This is a genomic window from Mesorhizobium sp. 43Arga (genome assembly GCF_053714255.1).
This window is the reverse complement of record NZ_JBSKBO010000011.1, coordinates 120,083-145,021: the sequence shown is the minus strand read 5'-3', so window position 1 is coordinate 145,021 and position 24,939 is coordinate 120,083. Positions and strand designations below refer to the sequence as shown.

At 64.5% G+C, this 24,939-nt stretch carries 24 protein-coding genes; 15 read left to right on the top strand and 9 right to left on the bottom strand.

What is annotated here, in order from left to right; genetic code table 11:
• The first annotated feature begins 23 nt into the window (after nucleotides 1-23).
• Nucleotides 24-1,376, top strand: coding sequence for an FAD/NAD(P)-binding protein (locus ACWGS8_RS29895; protein ID WP_454584304.1), 1,353 nt, complete (start codon nucleotides 24-26; stop codon nucleotides 1,374-1,376).
• Here the strand turns inward: ACWGS8_RS29895 and ACWGS8_RS29890 are convergent.
• Complete coding sequence (locus tag ACWGS8_RS29890) at nucleotides 1,373-2,143, bottom strand: type 1 glutamine amidotransferase domain-containing protein (RefSeq protein ID WP_454584303.1); 771 nt, start codon at nucleotides 2,141-2,143, stop codon at nucleotides 1,373-1,375. The two genes, ACWGS8_RS29895 and ACWGS8_RS29890, sit on opposite strands and share 4 nt — an antisense overlap.
• Nucleotides 2,144-2,254: 111 nt before the next feature.
• On the opposite strand from ACWGS8_RS29890, the gene ACWGS8_RS29885 reads away from it, so the two are divergent.
• A complete protein-coding gene (locus ACWGS8_RS29885; RefSeq protein WP_454584302.1) occupies nucleotides 2,255-2,608 on the top strand; it encodes a winged helix-turn-helix transcriptional regulator in 354 nt (117 codons plus the stop codon).
• 13 nt (nucleotides 2,609-2,621) lie between these two features.
• On the opposite strand, the gene ACWGS8_RS29880 is transcribed toward ACWGS8_RS29885, so the two are convergent.
• Together ACWGS8_RS29880 and ACWGS8_RS29875 are read right to left on the bottom strand one after the other, a co-directional pair.
• Nucleotides 2,622-3,269, bottom strand: a complete 648-nt coding sequence (locus ACWGS8_RS29880; protein WP_454584301.1) for a cysteine hydrolase — start codon at nucleotides 3,267-3,269, stop codon at nucleotides 2,622-2,624.
• Nucleotides 3,266-3,598, bottom strand: a complete 333-nt coding sequence (locus tag ACWGS8_RS29875; protein ID WP_454584300.1) for a hypothetical protein — start codon at nucleotides 3,596-3,598, stop codon at nucleotides 3,266-3,268. Before ACWGS8_RS29875 ends, ACWGS8_RS29880 begins: the two co-directional genes overlap by 4 nt.
• Nucleotides 3,599-3,766: 168 nt before the next feature.
• Between ACWGS8_RS29875 and ACWGS8_RS29870 the strand changes: the two genes are divergently transcribed.
• From ACWGS8_RS29870 to ACWGS8_RS29840, 7 genes are all read left to right on the top strand, one after another.
• Entirely contained in the window at nucleotides 3,767-4,165 is a 399-nt protein-coding gene (locus ACWGS8_RS29870) for a RidA family protein (protein ID WP_454584299.1), read from the top strand.
• A gap of 233 nt (nucleotides 4,166-4,398) precedes the next feature.
• Complete coding sequence (locus tag ACWGS8_RS29865; protein WP_454584298.1) at nucleotides 4,399-5,838, top strand: pyridoxal-phosphate dependent enzyme; 1,440 nt, start codon at nucleotides 4,399-4,401, stop codon at nucleotides 5,836-5,838.
• A complete protein-coding gene (locus ACWGS8_RS29860) occupies nucleotides 5,835-7,019 on the top strand; it encodes a trans-sulfuration enzyme family protein (RefSeq protein WP_454584297.1) in 1,185 nt (394 codons plus the stop codon). The genes ACWGS8_RS29865 and ACWGS8_RS29860 overlap by 4 nt, the downstream gene beginning before the upstream one ends.
• 65 nt (nucleotides 7,020-7,084) lie before the next feature.
• Nucleotides 7,085-8,053, top strand: coding sequence for a GlxA family transcriptional regulator (locus tag ACWGS8_RS29855; protein ID WP_454584296.1), 969 nt, complete (start codon nucleotides 7,085-7,087; stop codon nucleotides 8,051-8,053).
• 321 nt (nucleotides 8,054-8,374) lie between these two features.
• Nucleotides 8,375-9,670, top strand: a complete 1,296-nt coding sequence (locus ACWGS8_RS29850) for a M24 family metallopeptidase (RefSeq protein WP_454584295.1) — start codon at nucleotides 8,375-8,377, stop codon at nucleotides 9,668-9,670.
• A complete protein-coding gene (locus ACWGS8_RS29845) occupies nucleotides 9,667-10,347 on the top strand; it encodes an isochorismatase family protein (protein ID WP_454584294.1) in 681 nt (226 codons plus the stop codon). Before ACWGS8_RS29850 ends, ACWGS8_RS29845 begins: the two co-directional genes overlap by 4 nt.
• 12 nt (nucleotides 10,348-10,359) lie before the next feature.
• Entirely contained in the window at nucleotides 10,360-11,304 is a 945-nt protein-coding gene (locus ACWGS8_RS29840; protein WP_454584293.1) for an alpha/beta hydrolase, read from the top strand.
• Nucleotides 11,305-11,307: 3 nt separating this feature from the next.
• On the opposite strand, the gene dnaQ is transcribed toward ACWGS8_RS29840, so the two are convergent.
• The 5 genes from dnaQ to ACWGS8_RS29815 all read right to left on the bottom strand — a co-directional run bounded on the left by dnaQ (nucleotide 11,308) and on the right by ACWGS8_RS29815 (nucleotide 15,096).
• Nucleotides 11,308-12,030, bottom strand: coding sequence for a DNA polymerase III subunit epsilon (gene dnaQ / locus ACWGS8_RS29835; RefSeq protein WP_454584292.1), 723 nt, complete (start codon nucleotides 12,028-12,030; stop codon nucleotides 11,308-11,310).
• Nucleotides 12,031-12,107: 77 nt separating this feature from the next.
• A complete protein-coding gene (gene coaE / locus ACWGS8_RS29830) occupies nucleotides 12,108-12,701 on the bottom strand; it encodes a dephospho-CoA kinase (protein WP_454584291.1) in 594 nt (197 codons plus the stop codon).
• Nucleotides 12,698-13,540: a shikimate dehydrogenase gene (locus ACWGS8_RS29825; protein WP_454584290.1), complete on the bottom strand. Its 843-nt coding sequence runs from the start codon at nucleotides 13,538-13,540 to the stop codon at nucleotides 12,698-12,700. The genes coaE and ACWGS8_RS29825 overlap by 4 nt, the downstream gene beginning before the upstream one ends.
• Complete coding sequence (locus ACWGS8_RS29820) at nucleotides 13,533-14,132, bottom strand: Maf-like protein (RefSeq protein ID WP_454584289.1); 600 nt, start codon at nucleotides 14,130-14,132, stop codon at nucleotides 13,533-13,535. The genes ACWGS8_RS29825 and ACWGS8_RS29820 overlap by 8 nt, the downstream gene beginning before the upstream one ends.
• A 142-nt stretch (nucleotides 14,133-14,274) precedes the next feature.
• Nucleotides 14,275-15,096 carry a pyruvate, water dikinase regulatory protein gene (locus ACWGS8_RS29815; RefSeq protein WP_454584288.1) on the bottom strand — a complete coding sequence of 274 codons (822 nt, stop codon included), beginning with the start codon at nucleotides 15,094-15,096 and terminating at the stop codon, nucleotides 14,275-14,277.
• Between the two features lie 406 nt (nucleotides 15,097-15,502).
• Here ACWGS8_RS29815 and hemE point away from each other — a divergent pair, with 406 nt between their 5' ends.
• From hemE to rho, 3 genes are all read left to right on the top strand, one after another.
• Entirely contained in the window at nucleotides 15,503-16,534 is a 1,032-nt protein-coding gene (hemE, locus tag ACWGS8_RS29810; RefSeq protein ID WP_454584287.1) for a uroporphyrinogen decarboxylase, read from the top strand.
• On the top strand, nucleotides 16,534-17,070 hold the full coding sequence (gene hemJ / locus ACWGS8_RS29805; protein ID WP_454584286.1) for a protoporphyrinogen oxidase HemJ: 537 nt from the start codon (nucleotides 16,534-16,536) through the stop codon (nucleotides 17,068-17,070). Before hemE ends, hemJ begins: the two co-directional genes overlap by 1 nt.
• A gap of 164 nt (nucleotides 17,071-17,234) precedes the next feature.
• On the top strand, nucleotides 17,235-18,500 hold the full coding sequence (rho, locus tag ACWGS8_RS29800) for a transcription termination factor Rho (protein ID WP_081294988.1): 1,266 nt from the start codon (nucleotides 17,235-17,237) through the stop codon (nucleotides 18,498-18,500).
• Between the two features lie 209 nt (nucleotides 18,501-18,709).
• Here rho and ACWGS8_RS29795 read toward each other — a convergent pair whose 3' ends face one another.
• Nucleotides 18,710-20,728 carry a thioredoxin domain-containing protein gene (locus ACWGS8_RS29795; protein WP_454584285.1) on the bottom strand — a complete coding sequence of 673 codons (2,019 nt, stop codon included), beginning with the start codon at nucleotides 20,726-20,728 and terminating at the stop codon, nucleotides 18,710-18,712.
• A 59-nt stretch (nucleotides 20,729-20,787) separates the two neighbouring features.
• On the opposite strand from ACWGS8_RS29795, the gene mnmE reads away from it, so the two are divergent.
• The 3 genes from mnmE to rsmG all read left to right on the top strand — a co-directional run bounded on the left by mnmE (nucleotide 20,788) and on the right by rsmG (nucleotide 24,935).
• Entirely contained in the window at nucleotides 20,788-22,119 is a 1,332-nt protein-coding gene (gene mnmE, locus ACWGS8_RS29790) for a tRNA uridine-5-carboxymethylaminomethyl(34) synthesis GTPase MnmE (protein WP_454584284.1), read from the top strand.
• Nucleotides 22,120-22,434: 315 nt separating this feature from the next.
• A complete protein-coding gene (gene mnmG, locus ACWGS8_RS29785; protein WP_454584283.1) occupies nucleotides 22,435-24,306 on the top strand; it encodes a tRNA uridine-5-carboxymethylaminomethyl(34) synthesis enzyme MnmG in 1,872 nt (623 codons plus the stop codon).
• Nucleotides 24,303-24,935 carry a 16S rRNA (guanine(527)-N(7))-methyltransferase RsmG gene (gene rsmG, locus ACWGS8_RS29780; RefSeq protein ID WP_454584282.1) on the top strand — a complete coding sequence of 211 codons (633 nt, stop codon included), beginning with the start codon at nucleotides 24,303-24,305 and terminating at the stop codon, nucleotides 24,933-24,935. The genes mnmG and rsmG overlap by 4 nt, the downstream gene beginning before the upstream one ends.
• Nucleotides 24,936-24,939 lie beyond the last annotated feature (4 nt).

The window sequence follows — 24,939 nt, the reverse complement described above, 5'->3', positions numbered from 1 at the left end:
CCTCGCATTGCGCAGGTGCGCGCATGAGCGGGCGCGCCAATTCGATCAGTTCCATCATCATCGTCGGCGGCGGCGCCTCGGGCGTCGTGATGGCCGCGCATCTCCTGAAATCAGCCAATCCGGATCTGCGCGTCACGCTGATCGAGAAGCGCCCGCATTTCGGCCAGGGCATCGCCTATTCGACGCTGCTGTCGGCGCATGTCTTGAATGTCAGCGCCGCCGGCATGAGCGCCTATGCCGACGATCCCGGCAATTTCTGGCGCTGGCTGCAGGGGCGTGGCTTGGTGGACCCGGAACAGACACCGCAGACACCCTTCTACGCGCCGCGCAGCCTCTATGCCCGCTATCTCGGCGAGTTGCTCGACGACCTGGAAGCGCGCGAACAGCCGACCGGTCGGCTGCGCCTGATCCACGAAGAGAGCCTGTCGATCACGCCGACCCCGTCCGGCGTCGAGGTGGCGCTGGCCAACGGCACCAGCGTCGTCGCCCATCTTGCCATACTCGCCACCGGCCATGACGAACAGCCGGCGCAGGGCCATGCGATCCGCATGGGCTCGGAGGCCGACACCGCGTTCGATCCCGAAAGCCGTGTCATGGTGCTGGGCACCGGCCTCAGCATGGTCGACGCGTTCCTGGCGCTGGAACAGCGCGGCCACACGGGTGAGATCGTCGCCGTGTCGCGGCGCGGCCTGCTGCCGTCGCCGCACCGCAAGGGCAATCCGATCAAGCTCGACGTCGCCGACATCCCGCTCGGCACCCAGCTTTCCTATTTCGTCGGCTGGTTCCGCGACCTGATCCGGGAGAACCAGAAGGCCGGCATCGACTGGCGCGACGTGGTCGACGGCCTCAGGCCGTTCAACCAGAAGATCTGGCAGAACTGGCCGGCTTCCGCCAAGCGCCGCTTCGTCGAACACACCAAGGCCTGGTGGGACATCCACCGCCATCGCATGGCGCCCGAGGTCTACGCCAAGGTGACGCAAGCCGTGCAATCCGGCCGCATCCGGCTTGTCGCCGGGCGCGTCGTCGGCATCACGCCAAACGAGGCTTTCGCCGTCGACGTCCAGTCGCGCCACAGCCAGCTTGTCGAGACTTTCGACGTCGCCCGTATCTATGACTGTTCGGGCATCGTCAGGGACATTTCGACCTCGTCGAACAGCGTGGTGCGCTCGCTGGTCGACCGCGGGCTCGCGCGGCCGGATCCGATGCGCATCGGCCTCGACGTCTCGGCCAATTGCGAGATCATCGCCGGCGACGGCACGGTCTCCCGAAAGATCCTCGCCGTCGGCCCGCTGACGCGCGGCACCTTCTTCGAGATCGACGCCATTCCCGATATCCGCGTCCAGTGCGCGCGGCTGAGCAAGCAGTTGCTGGGTTAGCCGCCCAGCGCCTCGCACACCAGGCGCGCGGTCTCGGCGCCGGAAAAATTCTGCTGGCCGGTGATCAGATTGCCGTCGCGCACGGCAAAGCCGCGCCACAGCCCGGCCTGGACATAATTGGCACCGATCGCCTTCAACTCGTCCTCGATGCGCCAGGGCATCAGATGCTTGCCGCGCTCGAGCGCGCCCATCTCCCAGGTCGCCCTGTCGGCGAAGTCCTCCTCGGCATTGGCGAAACCGGTCACCGTCTTGCCGGCGGCAAGCAGCGACCCATCGGCGCGCCTGGCATAGCGCAGCAGCGCGGTGCCGTGGCAGAGTGCGGCGGCCACCTTGCCGGCCTCGTGGAAGGCGACGAAGGTTCGCTGCAATGTTTCCGCGCGGTCGTAGCTGAACATCGGCGCCTGGCCGCCGGCGACCACAATCGCGTCAAAGCCGTCGACATCGATCTCGGCCACCGGCCGCGTGGTCTCGACCAGGGCCGCCAGTTTCGGGCTCGACAGGAAGCCGAGCGAGATGAGATCGGTTTCGGAATAGCCCGAGGGATCACGCGGGTCGCTCAGCGCGTCGGCCTCGCATCCGCCGCCGTCGGGCGAAAAGATTTCCACCGCATAGCCGCGCTCGGTGAAGGCGAACCAGGGATGCGTCAGTTCGCTCCACCAGAAGCCGACCGGCCAGCCGGTCGTTGTCGATATGGCTGGATTGGCGATGACGATGGCCACACGCTTTGGCCTCAGCGCATTGACCGGATTGGCATCCCTGACACTCATCTCTGCTCTCCCTTATGAAACTGTCGCCGACAAAGCAGGGCCCGGCAATCTGGCCACATGGCCGGGCAAATTCCGCTTCCGTCGCCGCAGCGCCTTGCCTACGATGGCGGCATGACACAACGCGGTAGACTCTATGGCTGCCCGGTCGAGTTCGCGCTCGACGCGCTCGGCGGCAAGTGGAAAACGGTGATCATCGCGCGGATCAAGCAAGGACCGCTGCGCTATTCCGAGCTGCGGCGAATGATCCCCTCGCTCTCCGACAAGATGCTGACGCAGCGGCTGGCCGATCTCGTCGAGATCGGCTTCGTCGTGCTCGAGCCGTCGCCCGACGGCAAGGCGCGCTACGCCTTGACCAAGCGCGGCCACGATCTGGCCGCGGCACTCCAGGCGCTTTACGACTGGGGCAGCGTGCATGGCCGCGCCGAGGGCGTGCGCTTCCGCAGTGATATCGAGGCGGCGGCCTGACAAATTCGGTCCCTCACGCCGCAGCGACCAGCGCGGCGCAGAAGCCGGCGACATCGGTGATGACGGCTTCGCCGAGGAAACGCAGCGTCGCTATCGAGCGGTCGCGCGCTTGCCGGTTGCCGAAGCCGCAGGCATCTTCGATCAGGAGAGCCGTAAAACCATTGTCGGTCGCCTGGCGGACGGTCGGCTCGATGCCGATCTCCATGGCGATGCCGGCAAGGGCGACGGCGCGCACGCCGCAATCGCTGAGCGCAAAGCCAAGCGCCGTGGAATCGAAGGCCGACATGGTCAGCTTGTCGAACACGGCTTCGTCGGCGCGGGGGGCCAGTTCGGGGACGATCCCGGTCGCTTCGGCGTCGCGCAAAAACCACGGCTCGACCGCGTCGGGGCTGTCGCGCCGCTGCCAGGCCATGGCGGTGCGCAATTGGGTGGCGCCCATCCATTTGCGCGGCAAGGAGAGATGGCGCGTGAACGCCACCCGCATGCCGGCCGAGCGAGCGGCTTCGAGCACGATGCCGGTGCGCTCGACGATATCGGCCGCGCCGGCGATCTGGCGGCAGATGCCGACCTGCATGTCGTAGACCACCAGCGCCATGCGGTGCGGATCGCACCATTCGGCCAGCTTGGCGGGGATTTCGATGCCTTCGCTCGACCGGATCATGCCGCGGTCCGATCCCAGGGCTGGGCGATGTCGACGCTGGGGTCGAACAGATATTCGAGCGGCAAGGGTGCCGGGTCGAAGGCGAGGAAATGCCATTCGAGCAGCCCTGCCTTCGACAGCGGGAAGTCATCCGTATAGCGCCTGGCCTCCTCGACGCTGTCGAGTTCGAAGACGATGATGACGCCGCCGACATCGGCGCGCGCATAGTTTTCGCGCACGATGCCTGCCTTCCACAGCCGCCAGACATTCGACACCTCATCACGCAGATAGGGTTTCAAATCGTCGAGGGTGACGCCGGGCTTGAAGTTGTCATAGGCGATGATCTTCATCGGCAGGCTCCTTGCGGGATGTCAGGATCGCGCGGCCTGTTTGTTTCGGCCGCGTCCCGTTCGGCTAGCATGTCGAAAATGGCGGCTTCAACGAACGAGATGGTTCGTTGAACGAGCCGGCCGGCTACCCTTTCGTGGCGCGCGGCATCCCGCGACGAGGAGATGAGAATGGGTATCGAGCGGCTGAACCCGAAGGGCATGCACAGCAACCCGGCCTATTCGCAAGGCGTGGCGCTGCCCGCCTCGGCGCGCATCGTGCTGATCGGCGGCCAGAACGGCATCGACGCCGATGGCCAGATCGTTGGCAAGGGCGACATCGCTGCGCAGACCGCGCAGGCGCTCGCCAATCTGGCGATGGTGCTCGAAGCCGGCGGCGCCAGACCGGAAGACCTTGTCCGCCTGTCGATCTACTTCGTCGGCGACGCCGACATCAGGCCGGCCTTCGGCGCCTGGATGACATTCTGGGCAGATCGCGGGCCGCCGCCGGTGGTGACAGGCATACGCGTGCTCGGCCTCGCCAATCCGGATTTCCTGATCGAGATCGAAGGCCAGGCCGCGATCGTGTAGACGCCCCGCTTTGGCGCCGTGGCGGATAAGCAGCTGCCGCTTGGAATTTCATTCCTCGTCTGGCCGTCTGATTGGCACGTTCTATCTTCTTTCCCGCGACAAACGGCTGGAAAAGAGGCTACGTTGCCGCTCTGCCGGCTCAATCAAAGAAATAGAGCATGATGTCGTCCGAAAACCGCTTCACACTTTTCGGCATCATGCTCTGGGCGGTCGCTTGATCAGGGAGCTTCGATATGAGCGAGCACGGAAAGGCTGCGCCAGGCAGTACCCCCTCGGATGGCCAATCCTCGCGCCTGCGCCTGCCCTATGCCTCGGTTCTCGACCTGATCGGCCAGACGCCGGTGGTCGAGCTGACCAGGTTCGACACCGGAAAATGCCGGCTGTTCATCAAGCTCGAAAGCCAGAACCCCGGCGGCTCCATCAAGGACCGCATCGCGCTGTCGATGATCGCGGCGGCCGAGAGAGAGGGCAAGCTCAAGCGCGGCGGCACCATCGTCGAGGCGACCGCCGGCAATACCGGCCTCGGCCTTGCCCAGGTCGGCATCCCCAAGGGCTACCGCATCGTGCTGGTGGTGCCCGACAAGATGTCGCGCGAGAAGATCCAGCACCTGCGCGCGCTGGGCGCGGAAGTGCGCATGACGCGCTCCGATGTCGGCAAGGGCCATCCCGAATATTACCAGGACATGGCCGAGAAGATCGCGGCTGAGGTGCCTGGCGCCTTCTATGCCAACCAGTTCGCCAATCCCGCCAACCCGCTGGCGCATGAGACGACGACCGGCCCGGAGATCTTTTCGCAACTCGACGGCAATGTCGACGCGGTGGTCGTCGGCGTCGGCTCGGGCGGCACGCTGACCGGGCTTGGCCGCTACTTCGCCAAAGTGTCGCCCAAGACCGAAATGGTGCTGGCCGATCCGGTCGGCTCGGTGCTGGCGCCCTTGATCAAGACCGGCAAGATGGAAGAGGCCGGCAGCTGGACGGTGGAAGGCATAGGCGAGGATTTCGTGCCGCCCAATGCCGATCTGTCGCTGGTGAAAAAGGCCTATTCGATATCAGACAAGCAAAGCATGCTGGCGGTGCGCGATCTCCTGTCGCGCGAAGGCATCCTGGCCGGCTCGTCCTCGGGCACGCTGTTGTCGGCGGCCTTGCGCTATTGCCGCGAGCAGACGGTGCCGAAACGCGTCGTCACCTTCGTCTGCGACAGCGGCAACAAATATCTGTCGAAGGTGTTCGACGATTTCTGGCTGGCCGAGCAAGGGCTGGCCGAACACGAGCAGCATGGCGATCTGCGCGACCTGGTCATGCGCTCGCACCGCACCGGCGACACCGTCTATGTCGGCCCGGATGAAAGCCTGCTCAACGCCTATGGCCGCATGCGCCGCTCCGATGTCTCACAGCTGCCGGTTCTGGAAAACGGCAAGCTCATTGGTATCGTCGACGAAAGCGATATTCTGGCCAAGGTCGACGGTCCCTATGACGGGCGCTGGGAGCGCTTCAACGGTCCGGTGCGCACGGCCATGACCTCCAACCTGCACACGCTGCAGGCCAGCCAGACGCTGGATGCGCTGCTGCCGGTGTTCGATCGCAACGAGGTTGCCATCATCTTCGACGACGACGAGTTCGTCGGCCTGATCACCCGCATCGACCTGATCAACCATTTGAGGCGCGCACGATGACCAGCCACACACCACCACCATCGGGCAAGAACCGCCTGGCCTTCTCGACGCGCACCATCCATGGCGGCCAGAGCCACGACCCGCTGACCGGCGCGGTGATGGTGCCGATCTATGCCACCTCGACCTACGGCCAGCAGTCGCCCGGCGTGCACAAGGGGTTCGAATACGCCCGCAGCCAGAACCCGACGCGCTTCGCCTTCGAGCGCGCGGTGGCCGATCTCGAAAGCGGAACGGCCGCCTTCGCCTTCGCCTCCGGCCTGGCGGCGATCTCGACTGTGCTGGAGGTGCTCGACAGCGGCGCGCATATCGTCGCCACCGACGACATCTATGGCGGGTCGTTCCGGCTGATGGAGCGGGTGCGCAAGCGCTCGGCGGGTCTGCAGGTCTCTTTCGTCGACTTCACCGACCTAGCAGCCGTGGAAGCCGCGATCCGGCCGGAGACGAAACTGCTCTGGGTCGAGACCCCAACCAACCCGCTGCTGCGCATCGTCGACCTTGAAGGCGTCGCCGCACTGGCCAAACGCAAGGGCGTCCTCACCGTCGCCGACAACACGTTCTGCAGCCCCTATATCCAGCGGCCGCTGGAACTCGGCATCGACATCGTCGTCCACTCGACGACAAAGTATCTCAACGGCCATTCCGACATGGTCGGCGGCGTCGCTGTCGTCGGCGACAACAAGGAGCTCGCCACCCAGCTGAAATTCCTGCAGAACGCCATCGGCGCCATATCGGGCCCGTTCGACAGTTTTCTCGCGCTGCGCGGCCTGAAGACGCTGGCGCTGCGGATGGAACGGCATTCCGACAACGGGCTGAAGATCGCGCAGTGGCTGGAGGCGCGCAAGGATGTGCGCCGGGTCCTCTATCCCGGCCTCGCCAGCCACCCGCAGCATTCCATCGCCGTCCAGCAGATGCACGCCTTCGGCGGCATGATATCAGCCGTGCTCGACCGCGATCTCGCCGGAACCAAACGCTTCCTCGAACGCACGCAATTGTTCACGCTGGCAGAAAGCCTCGGCGGGGTGGAGAGCCTGATCGAACACCCCGCGCTGATGACGCATGGGTCGATCCCGGCCGACAAGCGGGCGGAGATCGGCATTTCGGATTCGCTGGTGCGGCTGTCGGCGGGGATCGAGGACGGCGATGATCTGATCGCCGATCTCGAGCAGGCGCTGGGGGGATAGCGGGCGGCGACGCCAAGTATCAGCCCGATTGACCTGGCGCACCATTCGCCCGAGATGTAGCGCCCATGGCCACGCGCGAATCTGAAAAACCCATCGAACCCCTGACCTTCGCGGTGCTGGTGTTCCCCGGCTTTCCGATGATGGCGTTCAGTTCCGTCATCGAGCCGCTGCGCGCGGCCAACATTCTGGCGAAGCGGCAATGCTATCGCTGGATCATCGTCGGCGGCACGAGAGGGGCGGTCGTAGCCTCGAACGGCGTCGTCATCCAGCCGGGCTTTTATGCCGAGGATGCGCCGAAGGTCGATCGCATCGTCGTCTGCTCGGGCGGCGATGCCGACCATCTCGTCGCCGAGGACGCCGCGAGTTGGATCCGCCGCAGCCTGCGCAATGGCGCCCATATCGGCGCGGTGGCGGATGCGGCGTTCTTCCTGGCGCGCGCCGGCCTGCTCGACGGCCATGCCTGCACCTTGCACTGGACCAGCCAGGCGGCCTTCACCGAGGCGTTTCCCAACATCGAACTGCGGCGCGATCTCTACGTCATCGATCGCAAGCGCTTCACCTCGGCCGGCGGCGTCGGCAGCCTCGACATGATGCTGGAGATCATTACTCGCGACTATGGCGCCGAGCTTGCCGGCGGCGTCGCCGAATGGTTCGTGCACAGCCAGCTGCGTTCCAGCGTCGACCGCAAGCTGATGCCGCTCAGGTTGCGCACCGGCGTGCAGAACGAGCTGGTGCTGTCGGCCATCGCCATCATGGAAGACGCGGTCGAGGAACGGCTCGGCATGGCCGAGCTGACCAGGCGGCTCGGCGTCTCCTCCGACAAGCTCGAGCGCTCCTTCCGCTCCGAACTCGCCATCTCGCCCAATGGCTACTACCGGCGGCTCAGGCTGAAGCGCGCCGCCGACCTGCTGGCGCATTCGACGCTCGCCGTGCGCGACGTGGCGCTGGCCTGCGGCTTTGCCTCGATGTCGAGCTTTGCCCGGGCGTTTCGCGAAGAGCATGGCCATCCGCCGAAGCTGGCGAGACGGCATTAGGGTCGAGCTCGCTGATTCTGTGAGACGTTTGCGGGCCAGCGCCCCCCTCTGTCCTGCCGGACATCTCCCCCACTTGGAGGGAGATTGGCAGCTTCGGCGCTTCGCTCAGTCTTGCAACGTTGGAGATTGGCGAAAGCCGTGGCGACATCCAATCTCCCCCCTTGTGGGGGAGATACCCGGCAGGGCAGAGGGGGGGCGCGAAGGATCGCGGCGCAACCAAGTGGTCAGCGGCATCCCGCACAACAAACGCGGTTTTCCGCACAATCCCTTCATCGCGCCTGCGCCATGGTCGGACCTAGCAACCACCCAAGGCCGAACCCCATGAGCATCGTCGTATTCGACCCCGACAGCACCGAGGACGTCGACTTCAAGGACCGCATGCGCCACCCGGCGGCGGCCGATCCGGCCGGCGGCATGTGGCTGTCGGACACCGAGCCGTCCTTCATTGACGCGGACGCGCTGCGCAACGGCCGGCTGGCCAAATTGCGCGGCTGGATGCGCGAGGCCGGCTATGGCGGGGTGGTGCTGTTCGACCCGTACAACCAGCGCTACGCCACCGGCTCGCGCAACATGTTCGGCTATTTCCTGCGCAACTCGACCCGCTATTTCTTTATCCCGACCGAAGGGCCGATCGTGCTGTTTGAATATCCGCAGAGCTACCATGTCTCGATGGTGCTCGACACGATCGACGAGGCGCGGCCCTCAAAACTCGTCTGGTCGTCGGTCTCCGGCCGCGACGACCAGACCGCCGGCCCCTTTGCCGACGAGATCGCCGAGCTCCTGAAGAAGCATGGCGGCGGCTCGATGAAGCTCGGGCTCGACCGCTGCAGCCATCTGCAGGCGCTGGCGCTGGAAAAGCGCGGCTGCGAGGTCAAGGATTGCCAGGGCGAAATCCTGGCGGTGCGCGCGGTGAAGACGCCGGAAGAGGTGAAATGCCTGCAAGTGTCGATGGCTGGCGCCGAGGCCGCCGTCTATGCGGTGCGCGAGGCGATCAAGCCCGGCGTTTCCGAAAACGAGCTGTTCGCCATCATGTATGGCGAGGTGATCCGCCAGGGCGGCGAGTTCATCGAGACGCGGCTCTTGACCTCAGGCCAGCGCACCAATCCCTGGTTCAACGAGGCCAGCGGCCGCAAGATCCGGCCCGGCGAGCTGCTCGCGCTCGATACCGACACGATCGGCTGCTACGGCTATTATTCGGATTTCTCCCGCACCTTCCGCTGCGGCCCGGGAAAGCCGACCGATTACCAGAAATCGCTCTACCGCATGGCGCATGACCAGGTTCAGCACAATATTTCGATCGTCAAACCCGGCATGGCGTTTCGCGAGATCGCCGAGAAGGCCTGGAAGATCCCCGACCGCTTCGTCGACCAGCGCTACACTTCCGTGATGCACGGCGTCGGCATGCATGGCGAGACGCCGTTCATCGCGCATGCAATGGATTACGAGACCTATGGCCGCGACGGCCATGTCGTGCCAGGCATGGTGGTAAGCGTGGAAAGCTATATTGGCGAGAAGGGCGGCCGCGAGGGCGTCAAGCTGGAGGACGAGATCCTGATCACAGACACGGGTACGGAGCTTCTGTCGCGCTTTCCCTATGAGGATGAGTTTCTGGCGTGAAGGCTCCCATCTCCATCAGCAGAGGCACCGTGGCCGCAATCTTCATCGACCTGCAGGAAGAGCACCGGCAGGACAAGCGCTATCTCGTCGAGGGTTTCGCCGCCATCCTCGCCAACGTCCAGCGCCTGCAAGAAGCGGCGCGCGCCAACCACGTGCCGCTCCAGCACTGGGCCTATATTGTCGATCTCGACAAGCAGGACCGGCCCTTTCATCCGCTCGGTGCCGACGGCAGGTCGGCGTTTTCCGACAAGAGCGATCCGCTGACCGAGATCTGCCATGAGGTGGCGCCGGCCGGGGACGAAGCGCTGCTGATCAAGGCCGAGGCCAGTGCCTTCCGCAGCGGTCCGGCCGCTGACCGGCTGAAGGCTTCCGGCATCGAATGGCTGGTCGTCGCCGGTGTCTGGACCGAGGCCTGCATCGACGCCACCGTGAAGGACGCCGTGGCAGGCGGATTTCGCGTGCTCCTGGTCAAGGATGCCTGTGGCAGCGGCAGCGCGGCCATGCACCAGACCGGGATCCTCAACCTCGCCAACCGGCTCTATGGCGGCGCGGTCACCGATACGCACGGCGCCTGCCAGCTGCTGGCCGGCGAGACCGTCACCGCCTGGCAGGTCGAGGGTTCGGTGCCGCTGCGCTTCACCTTCGACAATGCGGCGGCGCTCTACGCCGATCTATGACGGCAGACCGACATGACCGGCCGCGGCAAATATGAAACACGGCTCGACCCGGCGCTGTGGGCCTACATCGACAGCGTCAACGCCTGGTACCCGCCCGAAATCACCGGCCTGCCGATCGACAAGCAGCGCGCGGTCTATGACAGGATGTGCCGGGCTTTCCATCAGGGCCGCCCGGCCGGGGTCAAGGCCAGCGACGGCCTGGTCGCCGCCCCGACCCACGGCATAGCGATCCGTCACTACCGGCTTGCCGGCAAGGCGGCGCGGGCCATGGTGCTCTATTTCCACGGCGGCGGATTCATTCTGGGTAATCTCGACAGCCATGACGACATTTGCGCCGAGATCTGCGCCGGCACCGGCTTCGACGTGGTGTCGGTCGACTACCGGCTGGCGCCCGAGCATGTCCACCCCGCCGCCTTCGACGATGCGATGGCCGCCTTCGCATGGGCGGCGAAGACGTCCGGCCTGCCGCTCGTTCTGTGCGGCGAGAGCGCCGGCGGCAATCTCGCCGCCGCCGTGGCGCAAGCAACGCGCCGTCGTGCCGCGGTCGGCCAGGTGCTGATCTATCCCGGCCTCGGCGGCGACGAGGGCGCTGGCTCCTATGTCGAACATGCCGAGGCGCCGCTGCTGTCCGTCGGCGATATCGCCTTCTACCGCGACGTCCGTTCGGCCAAGCGGCAATCGCCCGATGACCCGACATTTTCACCGCTACGCGACAGTGATTTTTCCGGCCTGCCGCCGACGGTGATCATCACCGCCGAGTGCGACCCGCTATCGTCGGATGGCGAGACCTACCGCGACCGCATTGTCGGGGCTGGCGGCAAGGCCTGGTGGCATGAGGAGAAGCGCCTGGTGCACAGCTTCCTGCGCGCCCGCACCACGGTGCCCGCCGCGGCGGAGGCTTTTGGCCGAATCATCGCAGCGATTGCGGCACTGGGGCGCGGTGAGTGGCCGTATTGAGGCCTACGACGCCGCGACGCTCTTTTCGGAAGAACTGGCTTTCAGCCAGAGCGCCTTTTCGCCGAGCGTGACGACCATGGCGGCATGCGCCGCGCGCTCCGCTTCGGTCAGGCGCGGCAGCAGCGGCCTCGGGCGCTCGGCGACGATGATCTCGATGTGGCGGACATTCTCGCCCTGCGCCGGCGCGGTGGCGCTGTCGAGGATCAGCGCCGCCTGCTTGCCGCCGATCAGTTCGATATAGACCTCGGCCAGCAGTTCGGAATCGAGCAGCGCGCCGTGCTTGGTGCGCTTGGTATTGTCTATGCCGTAGCGCCGGCAGAGCGCATCGAGCGAATTGGGCCCCATCGGGTGCTTGCGGCGCGCCAGCGCCAGCGTGTCGACGACGCGGCCGGGATCGACGACCGGATGACCGAGCCGGCCGAATTCGACATTGAGGAAGCCGATGTCGAACGTGGCGTTGTGGGCGACCAACTTGGCGCCGTCGGTGAAGGTCAGCCATTCCTCGGCGATTTCGGCAAAGGTCGGCTTGCCCGCGAGATCCGCCGCGCTGATGCCGTGCACCGCCTGCGCCTCCTCGTGGATCGCCCGGCCTTGCGGGTTGATGTAGTGGTGGAACGTCCTGCCGGTCGGGAAACGATTGACCAGCTCGACGCCGCCCAACTCGATCACGCGGTCGTCGCGCGAATCAAGGCCGGTGGTTTCCGTATCGAAGATGATCTCGCGCATCGAATCAGTTTGCTCCTGGGGGAGCAGAATCACGAGACCGGAACAAAATGGCAATGGGCAATGCTGACAGCCCGCCGTCAGGAACCCCTTTGTCCCCGAAGTTCGGCGATGATGGCGACGGCGGCGGCACGCGCGGCGTCCAGCCCCTGGCCGGTATCGATGACGAAATCGGCCAGCCTGCGCTTCTCCTCGTCCGGCACCTGCTTGGCCAGGATCGCCGCCAGTTTTTCTTCCGTCATGCCCGGCCGGGCCAGCACGCGCTGGCGCTGGACTTCGGCGGGCGCCGTGACGACGACAACCTTGTCGACGCGGCCACGGCCGCCGGTTTCGAAAAGCAGCGGAATGTCGAGCAAAGCGATCGATTCGCCTGCGGTACGATGCCTGGCCAGGAAGGCGTCGGCATCGGCGCGCACCAGCGGGTGGATGATCGCTTCCAGCCGCTTCAGCGCGGCGGCATCGCCAAGGACGTGAGCGCCAAGTTTTACGCGGTCGACCACACCGCCAACCGTGGTGCCGGGAAAAGCCGCCTCGACCAAAGGCGCCGCCGCGCCCGCATAGAGGCGATGCACCGCCTCGTCGGAATCGTGGACCGGCACGCCCGCTTCGGCGAACATTTTTGCCGTCGTCGACTTGCCCATGCCGATCGAGCCGGTGAGACCGAGCACGATCATGGTTTGGGCACCAGATCGGCAACGATGAGTGCGCGAAGCTCAGGCGTGACCCGCGGCCTGACGCCGAACCAGTGTTCGAAGCCGGGCACGGCCTGGTTGAGCAGCATGCCGAGGCCGTCGACCGTCGTCAGGCCCCTGGCGCGCGCGGCGGCGAGCAGCGGGGTTTCGAGCGGCACATAGACGAGGTCGGTTACGACGGCATGGTCCGGCAGCAAGGCCGGATCGGCGGCGAGACCTTCATTGCCGACCATGCCAAGTGCGGTGGTGTTGACCAGCAGGCCGGCGTCGGCCAGCAATTCGTCGGTCGCCGCCGTGCCATGCGCCGAAATGCCGGCGCCGAAACGATCCCGCAATTCCCGGGCCCGGGCGAGGGTACGGTTGACGATTCGGATGTCGCTGAAACCACGCTGCTTCAGCGCCTGGATGACGGCGCGCGACGCGCCGCCGGCGCCGAGCACGACCGCGGGGCCGGTATCCGCCCAGCCCGGCGCGTAGTCATCGAGGTTGGCGGCAAAGCCGTGACCGTCGGTGTTGCCGCCCCACAGGACGCCGTCCTCGAACCACAGCGTGTTGACGGCGCCGATCTCCTCGGCCGCCTGGTCGCGGCAGTGGGATAGAGCGAAGGCGGCTTCCTTGTGCGGGATGGTGACATTGCCACCGCGAAACCCGTCTGCCGGCAACGTCGCGATGAACTCGGCAAAATCCTGCGGCGCCACGTCGATCGCCTGGTAGCTGCCGTCGATGCCGTGCTGGGCCAGCCAGTAACCATGGATCTTCGGCGAGCGCGAATGCTTGATCGGGTGGCCGGTGACAAAAGCCTTCTTCGTTGCCTCAGCCATCGATGGCCCCCAGCGTCCGCAGTTCCGCCAGCAGCGGCAAAAGCGGCAGGCCGACAATGGTGAAATGGTCACCCTCGATCTTCTCGAAGAGCTGGATGCCTTCGCCTTCGATCTGGTAGGCGCCGACGCTGGCCAGCGCCTTGGCGCCGACACGGGCGAGATGCCGGCCGATGAAGCCAGGGTCGAGCTTGCGCATGGTCATGCCGGCGATGCCGACATGGCGCCACAGCACCTTGCCGTCGCGCACCAGCACGGCGGCGCTGTTGAGCTGATGGGTCTTGCCCGAGAGCGCCAGAAGGTGGCGCCGCGCACCTTCCATGTCGGCCGGCTTGTGGAACACCTCGTCACTCAAGGACAAGGTCTGGTCGCAGCCGAGCACCAGCGCGCCGGGCCTGCGTTCGCTGACCTCGGTGGCCTTGGCCTCGGCCAGCACCAGCGCGACATCCTCGGGCGAAACGCCGCTGTCCTGCAACGGTGCCTCGAGCGCGCGCTCGTCGACCTCGGCCGGCACCGCCTCGACGTCGAGCCCGGCATTGAGAAGCATCGCCTTGCGGAACGGACTGCCTGAGGCGAGGATGATTTTTTCGGTCATGGTTTGTGTGCCTGGTTGTCCGTCCAACGCCGACGGGATGTTCACCCAAGCAGAAAACCGTTGCGCTCCTCGGCCACTGTAACGGCATGGATCGTAGGAGCTTCGCGACGGTGGGTGTTGGCGACGCGCAGCCCGGCTCCAATTATCTGTTCTTCCCGCGCAGGGCAACGATCGCCGCCGCCGTCTCCTCGATAGAGCGGCGGCTGACGTCGATCATCGGCCAGCCATGGCGGGTGCAGATCTGGCGGGCGTAGGCGAGCTCTTCGTTGATGGCGGCGCGGTCGACATAGTCGGTCGGCACATAGGAACTGCTGTTGCCGAGGATGCGGTTCTGGCGGACATGCGAAATGCGCTCGGCGGTGGCGATCAGCCCGACGATCAGCGGCGTCTTGGCGGCAACCAGGCTATCGGGCACAGGCACGCCAAGCACGATCGGGATGTTGGCGGTCTTGATGCCTCTGTTGGCGAGATAGATGCTGGTCGGCGTCTTCGACGTCCGCGAAATGCCGATCAGCACCACATCGGCATCGTCCATATTGGCCGGCAGCTGGCCGTCATCATGGTCCATGGTGAAGTTGAGGGCATCGATGCGGCGGAAATATTCGGCGTCGAGAACGTGCTGGGCGCCGACGCGCCGGCCAGCCGGCGTACCGAGATAGGACTGGAAGACGGTGAGCACCGGCTCCAGCACCGACACGCAGGGCAGGCCCATGGCGGCGCAGCGCTCGTCGATGCCGCGCGCCAGCTTCTGGTCGACGACCGTATACAGAATGATGCCAGGCTCCTCCTCTATGTCCTCGAACACCTTGGCCACCTGCTTTTCGGTGCGGATCAGCGGGTAGATATGTTCAATCGCCCGCGCGTCCTTGTATTGCGCCGAAGCCGCCCGCCCGGCGGCGAGCAGCGTTTCGCCGGTCGCGTCTGAAATCAGGTGCAGGTGAAAGAAGCTCTGGGGTTTGTTCACAAGGGATCACCTGGGGCTGTGGGCGGATGTGGATAAGCCGGGACAGAAAGAGGCGCCGGTCGGAGGCGACTGTATCAGATGGCAGTTTGTCCACAATTCGCCGTGCTGTCAGCTTGGCCGGGCGGCTGGGGACAAGTCTGGGGACGGCCGCCTTTGCCTTTCGGCCGTACACAGGGACGACTTTTCCCTGGGCGTCCTAACGCCTTGACTCCGATCATGGATTCCGGACTGTCCCCAGAACCCTGCAGTTGGGAGAGCGAAGGCGCGCGACAATATGCTTGCTGGCTTTTTGGCTGGCGAAGCGGGACAGGTGACAACCACCACAACCAACAGACTCTTAGAATCAGAAGAATCTTAGATATAAGAATCTTTGATTATAGGAAGGCTGGGAGAGGGTAAGCGCTCGATGCCCAAAAGCCGGATCATGCTGGACGTCCTGAAGGGCGAGGCTCATTTTCCGCCGCCGCTCTGGATGATGCGTCAGGCCGGGCGCTATCTGCCGGAGTACCGTGAAACACGCCGGCGCGCCGGTTCGTTCCTCGACCTCTGCTACGATCCCGACCTTGCTGTCGAAGTGACGCTGCAGCCGATCGAGCGCTTCGGCTTCGACGCCTCGATCCTGTTCTCGGACATCCTCGTCGTTCCGCATGCGCTCGGCCGCGACGTGCGCTTCGAAGAGGGAAGAGGACCGCTTCTGACGCCGATCTCCGTGGCCGAGATCATGGCTGTGGAAAGCGATGTGTTTCACGTGAATCTCGAACCGGTCTACGAGACGGTTCGCCGGTTGCGGGCAAAACTGCCTGATGAGACGACGTTGATCGGCTTTTGCGGCGCGCCGTGGACGGTGGCGACCTATATGATCGCCGGCCATGGCACGCCCGACCAGGCGCCTGCGCGGCTGTTTGCCTATCGCGAGCCGGCGGCGTTTCAACATCTCTTGAAGGTGCTGGCCGATCATTCGGCGGCCTATCTGATCCGCCAGATCGAAGCCGGCGCGGATGTGGTGCAGATTTTCGATTCTTGGTCCGGCGTGCTCGACGATGCGTCATTCGACCAGTTCTGCGTTTGGCCGGTGGCGGAGATCGTCCGGCAGGTGAGGGCTGTTCATCCCGATGTTCCCATCATCGGCTTTCCCAAGGGCGCCGGCGCCCGCTACCGGACCTATCGCCAGAAGACCGGCGTGACGGGGCTGGGGATCGACTGGACGGTGCCGCTGGCGGCGGCGAAGGATCTGCAGCGTTCGGGTGCGGTCCAGGGCAATCTCGATCCCTTGCGCCTGGTGGCTGGCGGCAAGGCGCTGTCGGATGGCGTCGAGGCGATCCTGAAGGCGTTGGGAGACGGGCCGCTGATCTTCAATCTTGGCCACGGCATCACGCCGGAGACGCCGATCGCGCATGTCGAGGCGATGGTGAAGCAGGTGAGGAGCGCGGCACGCTGATGGCTGAGATGCACAATCCGAACGGCACCGGACAGGCGATGATGCGCATGGTCGTCAGCATCGGCGTGCTGGTCGCGTTGACGGCGCTTCTGTTTTTCGTGGCGCCCGACAGTTTCTATTCCTGGGCAAAGGCGATCCACATCCTCGCCGTCATTTCCTGGATGGCCGGCATGCTCTATCTGCCGCGGCTGTTCGTCTACCACGTCGATGCCGAGAAGGGCTCGGTGCAGTCGGAGACCTTCAAGGTGATGGAGCGGCGCCTGCTGCGCGGCATCATCAATCCGGCGATGATCGTCACCTGGGTGTTCGGCCTGTGGCTCGCCTGGAAAATCTTTGGCTTCCAGGGCGGCTGGCTGCACGCCAAGATCGGCCTGGTGCTGCTGTTGTCAGCCGTTCATGGCTATCTGGCCGGCGCGGTGCGCAAATTCGCCGAAGATCGCAACGAAAAATCCGCGAAGCACTGGCGGATGATCAACGAGATCCCCACATTGCTGATGATCGCCATCGTGATCCTGGTTGTCGTCAAGCCGTTCTGAGGCCGATCAGGCCGCTTAAAACGCGGCTTGCTCTTTCATCCGACCGACGATAAAAGACGGGTCTTCCTTCCCGTCATGCGCCGCCCTTCATTGTTTTCGGCCGCGCCCGGCATTTGTCGCATCCCGCCGATATTTTTTTCCCAAAGCTCACCCAGAGTCCGTCTATGCAAGAAATGAAACTTACCGAATTCAAGAACAAGAAGCCGCCAGAGCTGATCGCTTATGCCGAATCGCTCGAGGTCGAGAACGCCAGCGTCATGCGCAAGCAGGAGCTGATGTTCGCGATCCTGAAGAAGCTTGCCGCCCAGGACGTCGAGATCATCGGCGACGGCGTGGTCGAAGTGCTCCAGGACGGGTTCGGCTTCCTGCGTTCGGCCAACGCCAACTATCTGCCAGGTCCCGACGACATCTATATTTCGCCGTCGCAGATCCGGCGCTTTTCGCTGAAGACCGGCGATACGGTCGAAGGACCGATCCGCAGCCCGAAAGAGGGCGAGCGCTATTTTGCGCTGCTCAAGGTCAACACCATCAATTTCGACGATCCCGAAAAGATCCGCCACAAGATCCATTTCGACAATCTGACGCCGCTCTATCCGACCTCGCGGCTGAAGATGGAAATGGAGGTTCCGACCTCCAAGGACATCTCGCCGCGCGTCATCGACCTGGTGGCGCCGCTCGGCAAGGGCCAGCGCGCTTTGATCGTCGCGCAGCCGCGCACCGGCAAGACGGTGCTGCTGCAGAACATCGCCCACTCCATCACCACCAACCATCCGGAATGCTATCTGATCGTGCTTCTGATCGACGAGCGGCCGGAAGAAGTGACCGACATGCAGCGCTCGGTGAAGGGCGAGGTCGTCTCCTCGACCTTCGACGAACCGGCGGTGCGCCACGTCCAGGTCGCCGAAATGGTCATCGAAAAGGCCAAGCGGCTGGTCGAACATGGCCGCGACGTCGTCATCCTGCTGGATTCCATCACCCGCCTCGGCCGCGCCTACAACACCGTGGTGCCGTCATCCGGCAAGGTGCTGACCGGCGGTGTCGACGCCAACGCGCTGCAGCGGCCGAAACGCTTCTTCGGTGCCGCGCGCAACATAGAGGAAGGCGGTTCGCTGACCATCATCGCCACCGCCCTGATCGATACCGGCAGCCGCATGGACGAAGTCATCTTCGAAGAGTTCAAGGGCACCGGCAATTCGGAAATCGTGCTCGACCGCAAGGTCGCCGACAAGCGCATCTATCCGGCGATGGACATCCTCAAATCCGGCACCCGCAAGGAAGACCTGCTGGTCCCACGTTCGGATCTGCAGAAGATCTTCGTGCTGCGGCGCATCCTGGCGCCGATGGGAACCACCGACGCGATCGAGTTCCTCATCGACAAGCTCAAGCAGACCAAGACGAATGCGGATTTCTTCGATTCGATGAATACGTGATTGGGTGGGCGGGAGCACATTCCCGCCTTCGTCATCCTCGGGCTTGACCCTAGGATCCATGCCGTGGTCTCAACCGGAAGAAGCGGCGGAAGCAGAAATTGCACCGTTGCGGCGCCCAAATGTCGCGGCATGGATCCCTTGGGCTGCGGAGCAGCTCCAGGGGTCTGCGCCGCGTCGCTTCGCTCCTTGCTTCGCCTGGGATGACGACCTTATCGACGCCGCAACAGCCGCTCTAGTTCCTCGGCATCCGTCAACGCCGGCAAACACACCTGCCCCGTACAAAGCCAGGCGGCTGGCCTGTTGGTCGGCGGGAAGACACCGCCGGGCAGCAAGGGTCTATTCGTTTCCGAACCAATCGCGGCAATGATGTCGACGCGGCGCGGGTCGGGGCTTCGATTCGCGACCGGAACGAGCTTTGGATCCTCCGGACTGTCGACGATGACGAGTTTCAAAGGCTCGATGGCAAGCGCGCAGGCATTGACGATGCCGGCCTGGCCATAGGCCTGGTGTGCCGCACGGCCAGCCGCGTGTTCGGCGATCTTCCAGGCTTTTTCGCCGAGATCGAGATCGCCGATAATGGAGGCGAGCCGCACAAGCGCGGCGATGATCTGGCTCGTCGCTGAGGAAATGGCCTCATCGACATCGCCCCTGATGCGGATCGGCACGTCGGTGCTGTCCGAAGCGGTCAGATAGTAACCTGTGCCGGCGTCGTCGGCATGCCAACGGTCGAGCTGGTCGATGAACTGCTTCGCCTGGTCGACATAGCTCCAATCGCCAGACGCTTGGAACAGCGAGATGGCGGCATTGGTCATGGCGGCGTAATCGCTCGACAGAGCGGGAAACAGTTTTCTGGCGCCGAGCATGGAATGCGGCAAGCGGCCGTCGCGGCTTGCTCCGAAGATATGGGTAAAGGCCTTGGCCGCGGCCTCGATCCAGTCGGGCCGCGCCAGCGAGCGACCGGCCTCGGCGAGTGCCGCAATCATCTGGCCGTTCCAGTCGGTGAGGGTCTTGGCATCGAGGCCTGGCCTGACGCGCTCTTCCCGCGCGGCGAGCAGCCTTGCCTTAAGCGGGATCAACTGTTCGCGATCGGCCACGCTTTGGGTTTGCTGGGCGCTGGTTTGGTGGACAACCGGCTTGCCTTCCCAGCCATGCGGGGCAGAAAGCGTGAAGTATTTGAAAAACAAGGTGGAATCGTCACCAAGAACGGCTTCGATCTCTTGCCTGCTCCAGGTGTAGAAAAGCCCTTCCTCACCGTCGCTGTCGGCGTCGAGGCTGGCGGCGAAGGCGCCGCCGGCGACGCGCATTTCGCGCAGCAGCCAGTCGACCGTCTCTTCGATTCGTATCCGGAACAGATCATTGCCGCTTGCCGAAAAGGCCCAGTTGCAGAAGCGGATCAGCTCCGCATTGTCGTAGAGCATCTTTTCAAAATGCGGCACCAGCCATTCGGCATCGGTGGAGTAGCGGCTGAGCCCGCCGCCAATATGGTCATAGATGCCGCCGCCTAGCATCCGTTCCAGGCTGACCAGCACGTCGTCGCGATGCGCGGCGTTGCCATCGCGCAGCCATGACAGCCAGAGCGTGAGCATGAACGGCGCGTTGGGGAATTTCGGCGCGCCGCGCAGGCCGCCAAGGTCGCGGTCGATCATGCCGTCGATGCGGCCGGCGAGGTCGGTGAGCGTGCCGCGGTCGAGGCTTCCCCTGGCATGCGTGCCGGAGAGCCGTGCCTCGACATGGGAGGTCAGGCCGTCGGCGCTCTGGTGCAGGCTGTCGCGCTTCTCGCGCCAGGCCTTGTCGACCGCTTCCATGACCTGGATGAAGCCCGGGCGGCCATAGCGCGCCTCGCGCGGAAAATAGGTGCCGCCCCAGAATGGCTTGCCGTCCGGCGTCAGGAACATGGTCAGCGGCCAGCCGCCTTGCTCACCCATCGAGGACAGCGCGGCCATATAGATCTGGTCGATGTCGGGACGCTCCTCGCGGTCGACCTTGATATTGACGAACAGACGGTTCATGACGGCGGCGACGCCGTCATTCTCGAAGCTTTCGTGCGCCATGACATGGCACCAGTGGCAGGCGGCATAGCCGACGGAGAGCAGGATCGGGCGATCGAGCGTCCTTGCTTCTTCAAGCGATGCCGGCGACCAGGCCCGCCAATGGACGGGATTGCCGCTGTGCTGCTGCAGATAAGGGCTGGCCTCTTCGGCAAGCAGGTTTTGCGCGGGCAATGTCACAATGGGCAACTCAGTTTGTTTGAAGGCGCGAGGCTAGGGCGGTTCAACAGAGCGGGCAAATGATTTCAGGCGATTCGATCGTTGCGTTGTCGAGCGGCCGGCTTCCGGCCGGTGTTGCCGTGCTGCGTATCTCCGGCCCGCGGACTCGATTCGTTGTCGAAACGATTGCTGGCGGCATGGTTAAGGACCGGGCGGCGGTCCTGCGCAAGTTCAGGGCGCCGGATGGAACCGTGCTCGACAGCGGCCTGGTCATGTTCTTTCCCGGCCCAGCCAGTTTTACCGGTGAGGATGTCGCCGAATTCCATGTCCATGGTGGACGCGCCGTGGTGACCCGGATGCTGGAGATCATCGCCGGCTTCGACGGCGTCAGGCATGCCGAGCCAGGCGAATTCACCCGTCGCGCCTTTCTCAACGGCAAGGTCGACCTCGTCGCGACGGAGGCACTGGCGGATCTGGTCAATGCCGAGACCGAGGCGCAGCGACGCTTCGCGGTCCAGAACGCCGAGGGCGTGCAGAGCGATCTGTATATGAGTTGGCGCCGCCGGCTGATCCACGCGCGTGCCATGATAGAGGCTGAGATCGATTTTGCCGACGAAGACGACGTGCCGGGATCCGTTTCGGATACGGTCTGGTCTGATGTCAGGGCGATGATCGGCGAGATCGATCGCCACATCGCCGGATTCCACGCGGCCGAAATCATCCGCGACGGTTTTGAGGTCGTGATCCTCGGCGCGCCGAATGCCGGCAAGTCGAGTCTGTTCAACGCCTTGGCGCGGCGCGATGCAGCTATTGTAACGGATGAGCCCGGCACGACCCGTGACCTGATCGAGGTGACGCTGGACCTCGGCGGCCTGCGTGTCCGGCTGACGGATACGGCCGGCCTGCGCGAAGCGCCTGATAAGGTCGAGGCGATCGGCATCGAGAAGGCGCGGGCCAAGGCCGACCGAGCCGATCTCCTGTTGCTGCTGGAGGACATTTTGTCCCCCAAGGTCGTCGGCCTGGTTCCGGCCACAGCCCCGCTGTTGCGCGTCGGCACCAAGCTCGATCTGCTGGATGGGCAGGCGTCGGGTGATGCGGCCAGCAAGTATGATTTCGGCATTTCAGTTATGAAGGGCATTGGCGTGGAGGCGCTGTTGGCGGAGATTGGCCGTCGCGCGGCGGAAGCGGCGGGTGATGTCGGCGATGTTCTGCCGTCGCGCCTGCGCCATGTTGAACTGCTCAGCGAGGCGAATCGCCATCTGCTTCGCGCGATCGAAGAGCACATCGGCGGCCAGGAACTGCGGGCCGAAGAGCTGCGTTTGGCGGCGGACAGGCTGGGTCGAATCGTTGGGGCGATCGATGTCGAGGACATGCTCGACGTGATCTTTTCGCAGTTCTGCATCGGGAAATGATTCACGTGAAACAGTGACGTGGCTGAGCACGCCGGGGTTTCCGCTGTAGTAATGCCCGCCGCTTCGTCATCCTGGATCTCCGTGACGGAGCTTCGCTCGTACTTTGCCCTGGGATGACGAATGTATGGAGGCCCTCGGGAAACCACCAACGCCACGACTCACGTGAAACACGCGCTGCGGCCATGACTCACGTGAAACATCGCGGGGTGCACCTCCTACCCTGTTTCACGTGAAACTTGCCTTGAAGTTTTCTTGACAGTTTGGCCCTGCGGGGACATGTGTCCGTCAATCTCTTTTTCGAGTCCAGGATTTGAAATGACCGATCACTATGATGTGGTTGTGGTGGGCGGCGGCCATGCAGGGTGCGAGGCGGCCAGTGCCGCCGCGCGCGCTGGTGCCAGAACCGCGCTGGTGACGCTGCGCTTCGACACGATCGGCGTGATGTCGTGCAATCCGGCCATCGGCGGGCTCGGGAAAGGCCATCTGGTCCGCGAAATCGACGCCATGGACGGGCTGATGGCCCGGGTGGCGGATGCGGCCGGCATCCAGTTCCGTCTGCTCAACCGCCGCAAGGGTCCGGCGGTGCGCGGGCCGCGCACGCAGGCTGACAGGAAGCTCTATCGCCTTGCCATGCAAGAAGCGATTCGGCAGCAGAACGATCTCGACGTGGTCGAAGGCGAAGTCCTGGATTTCGAGATCAACAACGGACGGATCGCCGCTGTTCTGCTGGCGGACGGCCGCAGGCTCGCCTGCGGCGCCGTGGTCCTGACGACAGGCACCTTCCTGCGCGGTCTCATTCATATTGGCGAGAAGAAGATCGTCGCCGGCCGTATGAACGAGCAGGCGAGCCTCGGCCTGTCGGCGACGATGGACCGCGCCGGCTTCAAGCTCGGTCGCCTGAAGACCGGCACGCCGCCTCGGCTGGACGGAAAGACCATCGACTGGGCTTCGCTGGAAAGCCAGGCGGCGGACGAGGATCCCGTGCCGTTCTCGCTGATGACCGACCGTATCACCACACCGCAGATCGAGTGCGGCATCACCCGCACGACACCAGCCACGCATGGACTGATCCGCGCCAATCTCGGCCGCTCCGCCATGTATTCCGGTTCGATCGAAGGCGTCGGGCCGCGCTATTGCCCGTCGATCGAGGACAAGATCGTCAAGTTCGGCGACCGCGACGGCCACCAGATCTTTCTGGAGCCGGAAGGGCTCGACGACGACACCGTCTATCCCAATGGGATTTCAACCTCGCTGCCGCAGGATGTCCAGCTTGAGATCCTTAAGACAATCCCCGGGCTCGCGCATGCGACCATGCTGCAGCCGGGCTATGCCATCGAATATGATCACGTCGATCCGCGCGAGCTGCAGCAGACGCTGGAGACCAAGCGCGTCGCCGGCCTCTTTCTCGCCGGGCAAATCAATGGCACGACTGGGTATGAGGAGGCGGCTGGCCAGGGCCTGCTCGCCGGGCTCAACGCGGCGCGTCGCGCGTCGGGCAGCGAACAGATCGTGCTCAGCCGCACCGAGGCCTATATCGGCGTGATGGTCGATGATTTGACCAGCCGCGGTATCAGCGAACCCTACCGCATGTTCACCTCGCGGGCCGAATTCCGGCTGTCGCTGCGCGCCGACAATGCCGATGAGCGGCTGACGCCGCTCGCCGCGAAGCTGGGGATCGCGTCGGCGCAACGCATGCAACGCTACGGCGATGTCATGCAGCGGCTCGACGCGGCGCGCGAACTGGCCAGATCGGTTGCGATGACCCCCAATGAAGCGGCGCGGCACGGGTTGGAGATCAACCGGGATGGTGTCCGGCGATCGGGGTATGAGCTGCTGGCCTATCCCGACGTCGATGTCGCCTGGCTGGCCAGGATTGAGCCGAGATTTGCGGCGATCGACGTCAAGACTGCGGAGCGTCTCGAAACGGAAGTGAAATATTCTGTCTATCTCGACCGGCAGAAGAGTGACGTTGCGCAGATCCGGCACGAAGAGAGCCGCCTGATCCCCGAGACGGTGGATTTCGCCGGTGTGCCTGGGCTGTCCAACGAGTTGAAGCAGAAGATGCAGGCGCGGCGCCCGCGTTCCATCGCGGACGCGCAGCGCATGGAGGGCATGACGCCGGCGGCACTGGCGATCATTGTCGCGCATGTCCGCCACTACGAGAACGCGCAGAGGGACGTTGCGTGAGCTCTGTCTCCTGGAAGAGCCTGCAGGAGGCGGCCGGTCCGGTTTCACGTGAAACATTCGATCGCCTTGTGGCGTTCGAAGCCATGTTCCAGAAATGGAATCGCAGCATCAATCTGGTGGCGCAGTCGACCGCGGGCGATGTCTGGCAGCGCCACATCCTCGACAGTGCGCAGCTGGCGCGCATAGAGCCCAATGCCACGCGCTGGGTCGATATCGGCTCGGGCGGCGGATTTCCGGGCCTGGTCGTGGCTTTCCTGCTCGCCGAGCGCGACGGCGCCAGCATCGATCTGGTCGAAAGCAACCGCAAAAAGGCGTCGTTCCTGCAGACCGTCATCGGCCAGTTCAGCCTGCCGGCGCGGGTCGTGGCGCGGCGCATCGAGGACAGCCACGCGCTTGTTCCAGCACCGCAAATCGTTACGGCCCGGGCCCTGGCGTCGCTTTCGGTCCTGCTCGACCTGTCCGCGCCTTGGCTGATGGCAGGTGCGCACGGACTGTTCCACAAAGGCCGGGATTACCGAGCGGAAGTGCAAGAAAGCGTTAACCGATGGGCCTTCGATCTGGTAGAACATCCCAGTGTGACGGACCCCCATGGCGTCATCCTGGACCTGTCTAACCTGCGACCTGTCTGATCTT

Bases quoted from the DNA above. Each gene is read 5' to 3' on its own strand.
- ACWGS8_RS29895 (WP_454584304.1), top strand. From the start codon at position 24: ATGAGCGGGCGCGCCAATTCGATCAGTTCCATCATCATCGTCGGCGGC.
- ACWGS8_RS29890 (WP_454584303.1), bottom strand. From the start codon at position 2,143: ATGAGTGTCAGGGATGCCAATCCGGTCAATGCGCTGAGGCCAAAGCGT.
- ACWGS8_RS29885 (WP_454584302.1), top strand. From the start codon at position 2,255: ATGACACAACGCGGTAGACTCTATGGCTGCCCGGTCGAGTTCGCGCTC.
- ACWGS8_RS29880 (WP_454584301.1), bottom strand. From the start codon at position 3,269: ATGATCCGGTCGAGCGAAGGCATCGAAATCCCCGCCAAGCTGGCCGAA.
- ACWGS8_RS29875 (WP_454584300.1), bottom strand. From the start codon at position 3,598: ATGAAGATCATCGCCTATGACAACTTCAAGCCCGGCGTCACCCTCGAC.
- ACWGS8_RS29870 (WP_454584299.1), top strand. From the start codon at position 3,767: ATGGGTATCGAGCGGCTGAACCCGAAGGGCATGCACAGCAACCCGGCC.
- ACWGS8_RS29865 (WP_454584298.1), top strand. From the start codon at position 4,399: ATGAGCGAGCACGGAAAGGCTGCGCCAGGCAGTACCCCCTCGGATGGC.
- ACWGS8_RS29860 (WP_454584297.1), top strand. From the start codon at position 5,835: ATGACCAGCCACACACCACCACCATCGGGCAAGAACCGCCTGGCCTTC.
- ACWGS8_RS29855 (WP_454584296.1), top strand. From the start codon at position 7,085: ATGGCCACGCGCGAATCTGAAAAACCCATCGAACCCCTGACCTTCGCG.
- ACWGS8_RS29850 (WP_454584295.1), top strand. From the start codon at position 8,375: ATGAGCATCGTCGTATTCGACCCCGACAGCACCGAGGACGTCGACTTC.
- ACWGS8_RS29840 (WP_454584293.1), top strand. From the start codon at position 10,360: ATGACCGGCCGCGGCAAATATGAAACACGGCTCGACCCGGCGCTGTGG.
- dnaQ (WP_454584292.1), bottom strand. From the start codon at position 12,030: ATGCGCGAGATCATCTTCGATACGGAAACCACCGGCCTTGATTCGCGC.
- coaE (WP_454584291.1), bottom strand. From the start codon at position 12,701: ATGATCGTGCTCGGTCTCACCGGCTCGATCGGCATGGGCAAGTCGACG.
- ACWGS8_RS29825 (WP_454584290.1), bottom strand. From the start codon at position 13,540: ATGGCTGAGGCAACGAAGAAGGCTTTTGTCACCGGCCACCCGATCAAG.
- ACWGS8_RS29820 (WP_454584289.1), bottom strand. From the start codon at position 14,132: ATGACCGAAAAAATCATCCTCGCCTCAGGCAGTCCGTTCCGCAAGGCG.
- hemE (WP_454584287.1), top strand. From the start codon at position 15,503: ATGCCCAAAAGCCGGATCATGCTGGACGTCCTGAAGGGCGAGGCTCAT.
- hemJ (WP_454584286.1), top strand. From the start codon at position 16,534: ATGGCTGAGATGCACAATCCGAACGGCACCGGACAGGCGATGATGCGC.
- rho (WP_081294988.1), top strand. From the start codon at position 17,235: ATGCAAGAAATGAAACTTACCGAATTCAAGAACAAGAAGCCGCCAGAG.
- mnmE (WP_454584284.1), top strand. From the start codon at position 20,788: ATGATTTCAGGCGATTCGATCGTTGCGTTGTCGAGCGGCCGGCTTCCG.
- mnmG (WP_454584283.1), top strand. From the start codon at position 22,435: ATGACCGATCACTATGATGTGGTTGTGGTGGGCGGCGGCCATGCAGGG.